Here is a 13,329-nt window from a genome sequence, read left to right as displayed (position 1 = left end):
CCTGAGGTGCTAACGCAAGTGTCTTGAATGCGATCCTGGCGATGGCCTTTACCGATCTCTTTATAAAGCGTCCGGTCTTATCGGTCGTGGTCAGCCTGCTCATCCTGCTGGTCGGCCTTCGGGCGGCTAGCGTGCTGCCGATCCGGCAATATCCCAAACTGTCGAATACGGTCGTCAATATCACGACCTCATATCCTGGTGCCTCGGCGGACATGATCCAGGGGTTCATCACGAGCCCCATTGAGCAGGCGGTTGCCTCCGCCGAAGGCGTAGACTACATCACCTCTTCCTCGGTGCTCGGGACGTCGACGATCCAGGTCTATATCAAGCTCAATTTCGACCCTAACGAGGCGCTCACAGAAGTGCTCGCCAAGGTCAACTCGGTCAAATACCTGATCCCGAAAGAGTCCAACGATCCGGTCGTCACCAAATCCACAGGCCAGGCGACGGCTGTGATGTATATCGGTTTCTCCAGCGAGGAACTGAACGGCAGTGCCATCTCAGACTATCTCTCGCGAGTGGTGCAGCCCGTTCTCTCGATGGTGGACGGCGTCGCGTCGGCCGACATTCTGGGCGGGCAGACCTTTGCGATGCGGCTGTGGCTCGACCCGATGAAGATGGCGGGGCAGGGCGTGTCTCCCGCCGATGTTTCAGCTGCAGTAGCAGCCAACAATTTCCAGGCGGCGGCCGGTCAGGCTAAAGGCTATCTTATCCTCTCCAACGTCACCGTTAACACTGATCTGAAAAGCGTTGATGATTTCAAGCGCATGATCGTCAAAGCCAAGGACGGCGGCTTCGTGCGCGTGGAGGACATCGCAACCGTGGAGCTCGCCGCGCAAACGAGCGATGCCAGCGTCGCTCTAAACGGCGAGCACGCGATTTTCATCGGCGTGCAGGCAACGCCCCAGGGCAACCCGCTCAACATCGTCAGGGGAGTGCGCGCACTGCTTCCCGATATCGAGCGGAACATGCCGCCCTCGCTGAAGATGAAGGTGGCATACGATTCGACCAAGTTCATCCAGTCCTCCATCGACGAGGTCGAGAAGACGCTCGGCGAAGCTGTGGTCATCGTCGTAATGGTGATCTTCCTGTTTCTGGGTTCCCTGCGATCGGTTGTTATCCCCATCGTCACCATCCCCCTGTCGCTGGTCGGCGTCTGCAGCATGATGCTGGTGCTGGGCTTCTCGTTCAACCTGCTCACCTTGCTCGCGATGGTGCTTGCGATCGGACTTGTGGTCGACGACGCCATCGTCGTCGTGGAGAATATTCACCGTCACCTCGAAGAGGGCGCGCCTCCCATACAGGCCGCGCTCAAAGGAGCACGTGAGATCGTGGGGCCCGTCATCTCCATGACCATCACGCTGGCTGCCGTGTACGCACCAATCGGTTTCCTCGGCGGCCTGACCGGCTCGCTGTTCCGGGAGTTCGCGTTCACCCTCGCGGGCTCGGTGATTGTGTCGGGTGTGATCGCGTTGACCTTGTCGCCGATGATGTGCGCGGTGTTCCTCACGAGCGCCGAGGAGGGGCGGTTTGCAAAACTTGTGAACGGCGTGTTCGGCGCCATGACGCGCTGGTACGGCTGCAAGCTCGACCGCTCACTCGACTACCGCCCAATAACCGGTCTGTTCGCGCTGACCATGCTAGGTCTCGTCGGCTTCCTCTATATGCATACCTCGAGCGAGCTCGCTCCCGAGGAAGACCAGGGCATCGTATTCGCGATGACCAAGGCGCCGAAATACGCCAATATCGACTACCTCGATTTCTATGGCGACAAGCTCGACAGGTCGTTCCAGAAATTTCCCGAGACTGACCTCCGCTTTGTGCTGAACGGCATCAACGGTCCGCAGAGCGGGATCGCCGGCATGCTGCTCAAGCCTTGGGACGAGCGCAAGCGCTCCTCCATCGCGCTCAAGCCATTGGTGCAGGCCGAGCTTTCCAAGATCGAGGGCGTGAACGCATTTGCCTTTAACCTCCCGCCGCTGCCGGGCGGCTCGGGCGGCTTGCCGGTACAGATGGCGATCAACTCGACGCTGGATTACAGCACCGTCTATGAGCAAATGGACAAATTGAAGGACGCCGCTCGCAATAGCGGCCTCTTCATAGTCAGCGACTCTGACCTCGAATTCAACCAGCCCGTGGTGCGCATCAAGGTGGATCGCTCCAAGGCCAACGACCTTGGCATCACCATGCAGAACATCGGTGCTGCGCTCGCAACGCTGCTCGGCGGCAACTACATCAATCGCTTCAACCTGGAGGGCCGCTCATACCAGGTAATCCCGCAGGTCCCTCGGGAGAGGCGCCTCACGCCAGAATCGCTCGGCGGCTATTACGTGACAGCCGCAAGTGGGGCGCGGCTGCCGTTATCGACCGTGGTTTCCATACAGACGGGGACTGATCCAAACGCACTCACCCACTACAACCAACTCAACTCCGCGACCTTCTCGGCCGTACCGATGCCCGGGGTAACGGTCGGGCAGGCGGTCGACTTCCTCGAGGGGGAGGCAAAGAAGCTACCCGCGGGCTTCAGCCACGATTATCTGGCCGACGCACGGCAATATGTTCAGGAGGGCAACCGACTCGCCGTCACCTTTGCGTTCGCATTGATCATTATCTTCCTCGTGCTGGCGGCGCAGTTTGAAAGCCTGCGCGACCCGCTGGTCATCATGATCAGCGTGCCGATGGCAATCGTTGGCGCTTTGGTCCCGCTGTTCTTCGGCGTGGCGACCATGAATATCTACACACAGGTGGGCCTGCTGACCCTGGTCGGCCTGATCAGCAAGCACGGAATCCTCATGGTCGAGTTCGCCAATGAGCTCCAGCTCAAGGAGGGGCTCGACCGCCGCTCTGCCGTCGAGATCGCAGCGCGCGTCCGGCTACGCCCGATCCTGATGACAACGGCAGCGATGGTGACCGGCCTGTTGCCGCTTCTCACCGCAACGGGCGCAGGTGCGGCCAGCCGCTTCTCGATCGGCCTCGTCGTGGTTGCGGGCCTGTCGATCGGGACGCTATTCACGCTTTTCGTGCTGCCGGCTGTCTATGTGGCGATCGCCTCCGACCACCGCACCGAGCCCACCTACGAACCGTCCAACAAAGTCGCCGAGCTCGAGCTCGTCGGGGAAGGCCACCTGGCCGAGCGGCGAGCATGATGACCAATCCAGCTTCATTGCATCGCCGGGCCGAGCATAATGCTTTTGCCATGTCAGGCCGACTTGTCCTCACGGCTGCCCTCAAGCCTGTCTCGCAAGGCCGTGATCACGCGATGGACAATCCGTATGTTCTTGACCGACAGCCCTTCTGAAAGATCGTTGATCCAGGGAGCCTGCAATTCCATTGCGGCTTCGAAGGCGCGCCGTCCATTCTCAGTGAGCACGACGAGCTGCGCCCGTCGGTGATGCGGGTTGACCTCAAAAGATACGAGGCCCTCCCTGTGCAGATCATTGATAATCCGCTGCACGTTTTGACGATTGCCGCCGAGGTCGCGTGCGAGCCAAGCGACCGGTTGGGGACGTTCGGCGGACACAATGGCGCCAAGCACCTGCCAGCGTGCGCTTGTGAGGCCGAGCGGGGCGACTAGACGGTCGCCGGCCGTCAGAAGTAGGCTGTCGAGCCTGAATAGATCGAGAACAAGGTCGGTCAGGGCGTCACCCTCGGGGGTTCGCTTGGCTCTTTTCATTTGTCACCATTGTTTTCTATTGACATCATAATGTCAATCTGCTTATGTAATCATAATACCCATTAGGCATCACATATTAAATAGCGATGGAGGCACTCATGTCGCTGCTACGCCCACTCGACCCTTCCTTCCCGATCGACCGCCAGATCGCTATTGAGGCAAATTCGGTCGTCCTGGTGAACCCATTCACTCTCGACAAAGCCGATGAGGCGGCTTTTCTCAAGACCTGGCAGGACGACGCAGCGTTCATGAAGCGACAGCCGGGCTTCATTTCCACTCAGCTGCACAGAGCTCTCGGCGACAGCTCGACCTATCTGAACTACGCCGTCTGGGAATCCACCGCACACTTCCGCGCGGCCTTTACCCATCCTGACTTTCTAGCAAAAATCGCCAGCTATCCGGCCTCGGCGATAGCTTCCCCTCATCTGTTCCAGAAAGTTGCCGTGCCCGGCATCTGCGTTGCCTAGCCCTGCTGTTTTTAGGAAGGGAAGATACTCATGATCAAGTTGATCCATCCTGTCGCTGGCGCCTTGGCTATCGCAACGATCGGCACATTTTGGCTATCGACGGTACTCAGCGAGCTGTTCGCGTCCCATGCCACAGTTGCAGCGGTTAAGAGCACCATACCGTGGGGTTTCTTGTTGCTGATTCCGGCGCTCGCTGCGACCGGTGGTACAGGTGTCATCTTGGCAAAGGGGCGCCGGGCCGGACTGATCGGGGCCAAATTCAAGCGCATGCCATTCATTGCAGGAAACGGCATCCTGATTCTTATTCCGTCTGCGCTCTTCCTTGCGTCCAAGGCTCAGGCGGCAGAATTGGATGCCACGTTCTATGCTGTGCAGGCGATCGAGCTCGTCGCGGGCGCAACAAACATTACACTTCTTGCTCTCAACATGCGGGACGGTCTCAAAATGAAGGGATGGTTGCGCCGCAAACCCGCTTGCTCACCTGAACCGGAACTGCGCGCACAAGTGACCTGACGCCCGGTATTGTCGTGACTTTATGAGTACGCGCCTTCCGACGGCCGTCCGAAATTAAGGGTATGAGCTCATGACACTGGATCCTAGCCGTTCGCCACGGGTCTGCTTTCTTCTAGGCCTTCCCCGCTCAGGCACGACCGTGCTGGCCCATTTGCTACAACAGCATCCAGATATTTTGGCTCCGCCTGAGCCCTGGCTAATGTTGGCGCTTGAGGCGTTCGGCACCGTGGATAACCGTCACCCAGCGGGCGCGCCGTTGATTAGGGGCGCGACATCGGAATTCCTTGGTCGAATAGATCGTCGCATCGTAGCCCGAGCCCTGGCTGATGCTGCCTACGGGCAGTATCTGGCGGCCACCGGGAAACGTACCTTCATAGATAAGACGCCACGCTATTGGATGGTGCTGGATTTTCTAGATGGTCTATACCCCGAAGCGCAACGAATCGTTCTATTTCGCAATCCGTATGCCATAGCCGCATCGGTGAAAGCTAAATGGGGCATCCCACTCAGCTCGGCGAGCTGCCCATCAGCCATCGCATCTTGTCTCGCCGATCTAGCCGTCGGTCTGCCTCCACCGTCGATCGCCTCTTCGCTTGCCGACCTCGTTCTTGGCCTGCCGACGCTTGCCGCTCAACGCGGTCGCCATGATACACTGGTGGTACGCTATGAGCATCTGGTCGCACACCCGGAGCACGAAGTGCGGCGCGCGATCGCTGCACTGGGTTACGATCCTGAGCAATTAGCGTCGGCAACCGTGGAGCAAACGGATTACCTGCGGTCCAGCAGCTTCGGGGATCGAAAAATCCTAGAGCGAAGAGCGGTCGATGACCGCTCAGTCCGGATTTGGCAGATGCAATTGACCACACAGGAAATGCAAGCCGTGACTGATCTCGTCGGAGCTGAGCTCCTTAACGAGCTCGGTTATGGGGAGGAACTGAGATACGCCCAGCAGGTGGGGGTCACTGATCGTGGCCCAGCAGTGACGGAAGGTTACCGTCAATTGTTCAAAGCATGCTTCGATTTGTCCGCTGGCATCACGGAACGAGGCTCAGGTGTCACGGGTCTCGGAACGCAGCCAAACAGCGCCCTTAGCCAAGTGCTCGAGAGCTCGTCCTCCTTCACTTCCGTCTCCTCGATAGTTCGCGAGGCGCAAGGCTTGGCCGACACCAAAATTGAGGAAACTTTGCGCCTGGTGAAGTTCGTCGCCGCTGAAATAGAGCAGGCGCTCACGGCGTCAAGACGGTGATCGCCTGCATCTTTGTTCGACATCGCGCTGCTAGCATCCAGAGTTGTAGGACAGTTTGGCTCAGTCCAAGCAGAGCGAGCCAATTCAGTCCCAAAACACCTGCGTCTCCATCTCGGCAGATTGATCAATTAGGGCGACAAGAGTGACCGCGGCGGAGAGCAGATTGGACTCAAAGGGACGCAGCGTTGTCTAGCCTATGATTTTGCGAAAGGGCGTTCTCATCATTCGGTGATACGCCGCAAGAAATCGCTTGAATCTCACGTCGCGTCAGGGTGTAGGCATGCCGCCACTTTCCTGCAAAGCAACGCTCCAAGGCTGTTGCGCAGAGCTGCTTCCGTATCAGACCGGCCGCCACCCGAGCGCATGATAGGGGCGGAGTGAACCGAAAGGGCGAGCGCATCTATCACTTGTAAAAGGTGCAATGGCGCGCGCCAAAAGGAAAACCATGTGCGAAGACTGCCCCCCAATCCGCCCTAATTCGATCGCGCCGTCTCGCCGGTCCCTGATGCTCTTCGCTGCTTCGGCAGTGGGCATGCTGCTCGGCGATAGGCTTGCCGACGCGAAGGATGCAAAAGCGCTGCCTAAGCCGGAGAACCTGCTCTCGCCGGACGCTTCGCTGAAGCGACTACTGGAAGGTAATGCGCGCTATGTGCGTGGCACATCGCGATGCGACGATCTCAGACCAGAGCGTAAAGCTTTGGTCGGTGCGCAAAATCCATATGCCGCGATCTTGAGCTGCGCCGATTCGCGTGTTGCACCCGAGTATATCTTCGACAGCGGACTCGGCGACCTGTTCGTCTGCCGGGTCGCAGGGAATGTCGCCGATGACGAAATGATCGGCAGCATGGAATATGCGGTGGAGGCGCTAAACACTCCGCTGATCTTGGTACTCGGCCACGACCGTTGCGGCGCTGTCGAGGCCACGATCAAATCGCTGAAAGAGGACAAGCCTGCGCCGGGGCATAGGTCATCCCTCGTCACTGCACTTGCTCCGGCGGTAAAGGCGTCTTCCCAGGAAACCGGGAACGCGCTCGCCAACGCGATCAAGCAAAATGTGGCCGATAATGTCAGAACGCTCAGATCAGAGAGCCCGCTTTTGAACGCGGCAACTGAGCAAAAGAAACTGAAGGTCGTTGGGGGAGTGTATCGGCTCGACACCGGTGAGGTCGATCTACTGAGCTGAGCCAACGACAGAGCGCTACCAGCACAAAGATCCCGTTCCTTCGCGGACGTGGGGCTCGATAGGGCTGTAAGCTTCCCAGGAAAGACGATTTGCGAGGATGGTTTGATGGTTGAGAACTGTACGTATGGACGGCCATACGATCAGTGCGCCGAATCGCCTCGAGGTGGTGGAGACAGGCCGGCGGCGGCGTTGGTCTGAGGAGGAGAAGGCGCCGATTGTTTTGGAGAGCCTGTCCGAGCCGCGCCTCGTTGCGGCGAGAGCGGGCGATATGGCTTGATGTGAAAGCTTTCATCGAGGAGCACCGCGCCCAGCAGCGCCTCATCCCCTGATGCAGGAAATCGTGTGCGAACGCGACAATGCGACCAATCAGCCATTGCTGCTGATCCATCGGGCCAGAGGACGCATACCGAGGTGCGCGTTCCCCGGCATCAAGACCGGTCGATACCCCAACCGACATGACGCCAACTGCGGTCGAAGTGTGTTCTACCCGATCGTTTCAAGGAAAGCGGAGACGTGAGAAACGCCTATTTGCTCTGGTAGCGGGGTCCGCTACATCGCGGAACCCACTATTGCAGAAACGCCGTTTTGCTAGGGCAGGGCAGCCCTAGCTCGGCACTTCGCATCTCGGTAGTTAGTCAAAGCCTCCGTTTGTGCGCGATTCATTGCCGACAAAAATGGCCCAGGGTAGGTTCACGTCCGGGAGGTGCATCGGCGCCTTCACAGAAGGCGCCAATCGGCGGCGACCTGCAGGCCCGACTTAGTACATCCTCTGTGTGGTGACTGTCGACACATGCAGCCCGTTGGGATTTCTGTAGCGATTGGCGAGGCTTTGGAACAATGAACCCATCTGGTCTGATCGAACAGTAAACTCTCCATAGTTAGGATCGAAGAGCGTGGTCACTCCATCGGACGCCGTCGTCGCAACTGTGTGTGCGCCACCTTCGGCGAAATACAGGCTGAGCAAATGGTTGGATCCGTCTTCGGTGATTTTGTCCAGCATGCGCGAGAAGCTTGAGGGCTCGCCAAAACTGTATTTCTTCTCTTTTCCGGATGGTGCCAAGCCTGCTGCTTGCAACATCGTGTTTTGTGCCTGAAGGTCGGCCCGAGAAGCGCCTGCTCCCTCGCTTCGCAACAGACGCTTGAGATCCTCATACTGCTGCTGGCGCACAGCCGCTGAGGCGTGCCTTTCCGATCCGGGTAGTAGCGCATTCGTTCGGCTCGACGGGCTGTTGTTGAGATTGAGAAGCCACTCCGTTGCCAACCCAACGCAGATGCCGTCTACATTCGCCTGAGGCAATTCGGCCGTCCTGTATTCGAATAAGGAGGTGCTCGGCCTCGCTGGAGCGGATGTACTGGGATCGGAGGAGGAGGAGGATGGACTCGGGCTGGAGGCGTCTGAACTGTGAAAGTTTGCATCCGACGTATGTGGCTTGCTGCAGCAGTGCCCCATTTTGTCGGGCAACTCCCCAGGTGGGAGATTTCTCGGTAAGGCGAGATCCGCAAGTGCTTCCGTAAAGCTGTCGCTGTCCACCGGCTGATTCAGTTCGTCAGCTTGGTTAGTCCGTGTGGTTGAGTCACTGATTCGATTATACATGGCGCTCCGCGTTTTCTTAGGCGTGCCTTTCGTCGCAGCGAATTCGGGCTGCCTAGGCGAGTTCGAGCGCTAGGCGCTGCTGCGAGCGTAGCCAAGCAAGCTGACAACGAGCTGACGGACACAATGCGAGGCCCGTCAATACATTCGATCGCGACACGATCGATGGGGCTCGCGGACATTGAGGTGACCCGTTGATAGCCTTATGCTGAAGGCTTGACCGCAGTCCTGACCCGAGACGGCACAAAAGAGCCATCAAACCTCGCCTTCTAAAGACGACGAAGTCCGCGCTGCTAAGCGATTTTGAGGGTTGGCTGCAAGCGGAGCGCTGTCGCGTTCGTCCGACTTTATCAAGCCGATCAACTACCTGCTTAAGGGGTGGGACGGCTTCACCCGCTTCGTCCATGATGGAAGGATCTGCTTGAAGACCAATGCCGCGGAGCGTGCCTGCGCGTTTTACTCTTGGAAGAAGGGCATGCTTGTTCGCGGGCTCCGATCGGGTGCCGAGCGAGCCGCGGTGATGGCGACGCTCATCATGACGGCGCGTCTCAATAACATCGACCCGAAAGCGTGGCTCGCGGACGTCTTCGCGCGGATCGCCGACATGCCACAGCGCTAGCTGCACGAGTTGCTGCCTTGGAATTAGACGCCTCCCATGTGACGTCCTCCACCCAGGCGGCCTAGCCATGCACGTCAACAAAGTTCGTTGTCTTCACCAGCGGTCGCCTCGCAAAGGACCTCGGCAAGACGAGGACCGGCTGAGGGACCTGACCAACGGAATGGCCCGAAGGACGGAGTCATCTGGGTCTACGGCATAGATGACGACGGCGTCACGGCGTTCACGGACATCAGCATCGAAAATGATGGAGCTCATCAGGATACACAAGGAAGATCCCAAACGCTTCAAGCGGCGGAATCGGTGATCCACTGTTCGCGGCCCAGCTCGGATGGATACGATCAGCAGGAGCCGAAGCCTGAAGCACAAGCAAATCACGATCCGGCGCCGCAATGCCGTGGAGCTCTGTCCGCGATCAGGCTGCTGAGCTTCGAGCGGCTCACTTCGGCGGCCGCGCTCTGGGATCGGCCACCAACCGGCGGACTCGAGGACGTCTCACTCATCCGCGACCGGGTCAAGATTTGACATGGTTTGCACACGGCGGCTCGCCGAAAAGCATCGAACTGTCGCTGAAAAAATGGGCCAGCGATCGCAAAGTAGCCGCCTTCAAAGCCGGGGCTGGACCAAGCATGCCAAAGCCGCGCATTCAAGCGCAAGATGCCATGCTGGCGCTCATGCCAAGCGGGATCATGCATTTCGCAGCCACCCGTATCCCAGGAAATCAAATTCGGTGTGCCCGCTTAGCAATTTGGAAAAGATAGCGCGTGAAGCGAGAGGATCAGGCCAACTCACCTGCCTGCGTGCATCGAGCTCGCAGGTGAATGCCGACGATCCTGATGTCCAAATCCCAGATGCTTACGTTGCTCGCCTGTGAATCTCCGTTACTTGCCGCCCACGTCGCGCTTGTAGCCGCGAGGTGAAGGTGCGTGTCAGGAAAAATTCACGCGAGAAAGTCCCGTAGAGGGTTGAAACGCACCTAACGTCAAGTTGTACGACTTCGAAATAGGCGACTGACGGTCGTCAGCGTACCAAAACAACGAGCGCAGTGTGCGAATGTCTCAAGTCTCAGGCTCACGCAGGAAGCGTCCCGTCGTCTACGACAATCATGTAGTGCACGATGCGCCGATCTGTATCCGGGCGCGGTGGTCCGACGTGCACCGCTATCCTGTCTGAATGGTACAGGTCCCACGTAAGCCGATCGGCGACCTGCCGGGTCTGCGAAGCAAGACCACGGCCGCGCTCAAATCTGCGCATGCGTGATGGCTCGATGAGAGTGGGCATCGCGCCAATTGAGTTCGAGGACTGGATCAAAAAGCCAACTTCTTGGAGATATGAATGACATCGGTGAGGAGCCTTGCGAGAGATCACTCCGCAGCTGGGACTGGATATGGAGGTTGTCCCGCGGCATGTTTTTCGGGCGTCGACCCGAAGCGCGCGCGGGATTCATGGCGTTGGACCCAAAGCTGTTGAACGGCGCTCGCCATCTCTTTGGTGGGGCGGGTGTGCTCCAGATGCATTGACGAATACAATTTGAGGGGGAATGGTGTGACAAGACAGCGCTCTCTGCTGACGCCTGGTCCATTGTCGTTGTCGCTGGCGGTTAGGAGCCAGATGCAGCTTGATCTTGCATCGCGCGATTGCGAGTTCAAGGAAGTGACCGCCCGCATGAGGCGGCTGATGCTCAATCTGCTAGGAAATGCCGAGGACTATTCGGTGGTCCCTATTCAGGGGGGCGGCTCTTTTGCGATGGAAGCCGCTCTCTCTACATTCGTGTCTCGAGCGCACAAGCCGCTCGTTTGCATAAACGGCATCTATGGCGAGCGCGTTTTCAAAATTCTGCGGCTGTGGGGCGTCGAAGCGCTAACGCTTACCAAGCGAGCGACCGAACCTTTGGATCCTCAGGAAATTGGCGAGCATCTGAGCCGAAATCCTGGCGTTACTCACCTCTGTTTCGTGCATTGCGAGACGACGACCGGGATCGTCAATCCGCTGGACGCGATCGTGGAGGAGGCGAGGCGACGTGGTGTAAAGACGATCATCGACGGGATGAGTTCTTTCGGCGCCATTGATATTGACCTGAGCAAGGGTGGACCTGACGTCCTGGTCACGTCGAGCAACAAGTGCATAGAAGGGCCCCCGGGTGTAGCTTTTGTCATCGCGTCTCGCGAGCTTCTGAAGAATGCGGTTCAGGAACCGAGGTCATTTGTACTAGATGTGAGAGATCAATGGCTCTCGCTCGAGCGCACAGGTGAGTGGCGGTCGACCCCTCCTACCCACATCGTTCAGGCAACTACAAAGGCGCTGGAGATCCTGGACGTGGAGGGCATTGATGCCCGCCGCCGCAGGTATGAGAAGGTCAGGGACGATCTGGTCAACGAACTCGAAGGGGTGGTGTCTCCGCTATTAGCTGCGGACTTGCAGTCGCCAGTCTGCGTTGCGTTTGTTGCGCCATCCGGAATTGCGGATCAGGCGGCATTCGATGGCTTATATCGCCACCTGGCGGCCCACAACCTCTATATCTACTCGAAGCTGCACCTTGCGACGCGGAGTTTTCGGGTCGGTTGCATCGGGGAAATCCAATCCGGCTGGATCGAGCAGTTGGGGTGCGCTTTCCGGACATACTTCCGGTCTGGTCAGGGTGCGGCAGCGCGACCGATGTCTGCCCAGGAGAAATGCGAGACTCGCGTAAAAGTGTCGCCTCGAGTGGCAGGCGGGATGCAGCTCCCGGTTTCCCCTGAGACTGCCGTTCTGCACGCAGGTTACCGACGCGACCCGGTGACGAAAGCTGTCGCAGTGCCGATTTATCAGAATACGGCTTATGAACTCGATGGCGATCTAAACCACATTGCTGATGTCTACAACGTAAAGGCTGATGGGTTCACCTATACAAGGATTATCAATCCGACGACTCGCGCGCTGGAAAGAAGGTATGCGGCGGTCGATACAGCAAGGGACTCGCTCGCCGTCGCATCAGGGCAAGCGGCGACGTTCCTTGCCATTGTCAACTTATCAAGCGGGGAGGTGGGGGATAATGTGGTCGCCTCGCCATATCTGTATGGCAATACGTGGAACCTGCTCCATAACACGCTGAAGCGTCTTGGGATCAGCGTCAGGACGGCGGATCCTCGAAGGCCCGAGACGTTCGCACGTGCCATCGATGATCGCACGATATGCTTATTCGGAGAGGTAATCTCGAATCCTTGTTTGATTCCACTCCCGGTGAAGCAACTGGCGGAGATTGGCCGAAAGTACGGCGTTCCCCTGGTGGTGGACAATACGACGACGCCACTGGTATGTCGGCCGTCCGATCTCGGTGCTGCGATTACGACCTACTCCGCAACGAAATACATATGCGGCCACGGCACCACACTTGGCGGACTGATCGTCGACAACGGCAAGTTCAGTTACCGCGGAGCGTCCCGCTTTCCTTTGTTCAACGGTCCTGACGAGGCGCATGGCGGAATTGTCTGGCGCAGCGCACTCTCGGATGTCGACGATCTTGGAAAGAGCGAGTTCCTGCTGAAGGCCCGGATGACTTGGTTGCGCGATACTGGCGCGGCTATCGCCCCCTTTGCGAGCTTTCAACTGATCCAGGGGCTTGAGACCCTGCCGCTCCGCATGAAGCAGCACTGCGCAAACGCCAAGATCGTGGCAGACGTTCTCAAGGAGCATCCAAAGGTGCGCCGTGTCTTCTACCCGGGGCTCTTCGAAGGAGCCGATCGGGAAACTGTCGACCAGACGCTCAACGCGGCATACGGACACGGCGCAATGGTCATGTTCGAGGTGGAGGACGAGCTCGCCGGCCGCAAGTTCATCCAGAACGTCGACTTGATGTACCACGTTTCGAATGTTGGGGACGCCCGCACACTCGTGACGCATCCTGTGTCCACGACACACACAACCGTTCCACGGGAAAAGCGAGAGGCCGCCGGCATATTTGGCGGTTCGATCCGGCTTTGCGTCGGCATCGAGGATGTCAACGACATTGTCCGCGATCTGGACAAGGCGCTTTCCGCAATCTGACAACCTGGAAGGCCATC

8 protein-coding genes and 1 pseudogene are annotated in these 13,329 nt (G+C 58.4%); 7 read left to right on the top strand and 2 right to left on the bottom strand.

Annotated features, from left to right (window positions below):
• Nucleotides 1-41 precede the first annotated feature (41 nt).
• Complete coding sequence (locus P6U23_RS26925; protein ID WP_407181589.1) at nt 42-3,146, top strand: multidrug efflux RND transporter permease subunit; 3,105 nt, start codon at nt 42-44, stop codon at nt 3,144-3,146.
• 53 nt (nt 3,147-3,199) lie between these two features.
• Here the strand turns inward: P6U23_RS26925 and P6U23_RS26920 are convergent, their stop codons facing one another.
• Nucleotides 3,200-3,673 carry a MarR family winged helix-turn-helix transcriptional regulator gene (locus P6U23_RS26920; RefSeq protein ID WP_407175502.1) on the bottom strand — a complete coding sequence of 158 codons (474 nt, stop codon included), beginning with the start codon at nt 3,671-3,673 and terminating at the stop codon, nt 3,200-3,202.
• 98 nt (nt 3,674-3,771) lie between these two features.
• Between P6U23_RS26920 and P6U23_RS26915 the strand changes: the two genes are divergently transcribed.
• From P6U23_RS26915 to P6U23_RS26900, 4 genes are all read left to right on the top strand, one after another.
• Complete coding sequence (locus P6U23_RS26915; protein WP_244558879.1) at nt 3,772-4,140, top strand: antibiotic biosynthesis monooxygenase; 369 nt, start codon at nt 3,772-3,774, stop codon at nt 4,138-4,140.
• Nucleotides 4,141-4,170: 30 nt separating this feature from the next.
• Entirely contained in the window at nt 4,171-4,653 is a 483-nt protein-coding gene (locus P6U23_RS26910) for a hypothetical protein (RefSeq protein ID WP_407175501.1), read from the top strand.
• A gap of 139 nt (nt 4,654-4,792) precedes the next feature.
• Nucleotides 4,793-5,899, top strand: a complete 1,107-nt coding sequence (locus P6U23_RS26905) for a sulfotransferase family protein (protein ID WP_407175500.1) — start codon at nt 4,793-4,795, stop codon at nt 5,897-5,899.
• 445 nt (nt 5,900-6,344) lie between these two features.
• Nucleotides 6,345-7,082 (top strand): carbonic anhydrase, encoded by a 738-nt coding sequence (locus P6U23_RS26900; protein ID WP_407181588.1) that lies wholly within the window; start codon nt 6,345-6,347, stop codon nt 7,080-7,082.
• 757 nt (nt 7,083-7,839) lie between these two features.
• Here the strand turns inward: P6U23_RS26900 and P6U23_RS26895 are convergent.
• Nucleotides 7,840-8,379, bottom strand: coding sequence for a YopT-type cysteine protease domain-containing protein (locus tag P6U23_RS26895; RefSeq protein WP_407175499.1), 540 nt, complete (start codon nt 8,377-8,379; stop codon nt 7,840-7,842).
• A 622-nt stretch (nt 8,380-9,001) separates the two neighbouring features.
• On the opposite strand from P6U23_RS26895, the pseudogene P6U23_RS26890 reads away from it, so the two are divergent.
• Together P6U23_RS26890 and P6U23_RS26885 are read left to right on the top strand one after the other, a co-directional pair.
• Nucleotides 9,002-9,292: pseudogene (locus P6U23_RS26890) on the top strand (transposase); the annotation flags it as partial.
• A gap of 1,608 nt (nt 9,293-10,900) precedes the next feature.
• The gene (locus P6U23_RS26885) at nt 10,901-13,312 is read left to right on the top strand and encodes a 2-aminoethylphosphonate--pyruvate transaminase (RefSeq protein WP_407175498.1); all 2,412 of its coding nucleotides are present in this window, start codon (nt 10,901-10,903) and stop codon (nt 13,310-13,312) included.
• Nucleotides 13,313-13,329: the final 17 nt, after the last annotated feature.

Source organism: Bradyrhizobium sp. STM 3562, assembly GCF_045571435.1.
Classification (GTDB): domain Bacteria; phylum Pseudomonadota; class Alphaproteobacteria; order Rhizobiales; family Xanthobacteraceae; genus Bradyrhizobium.
This window is presented reverse-complemented; position numbering and strand designations above follow the sequence as displayed.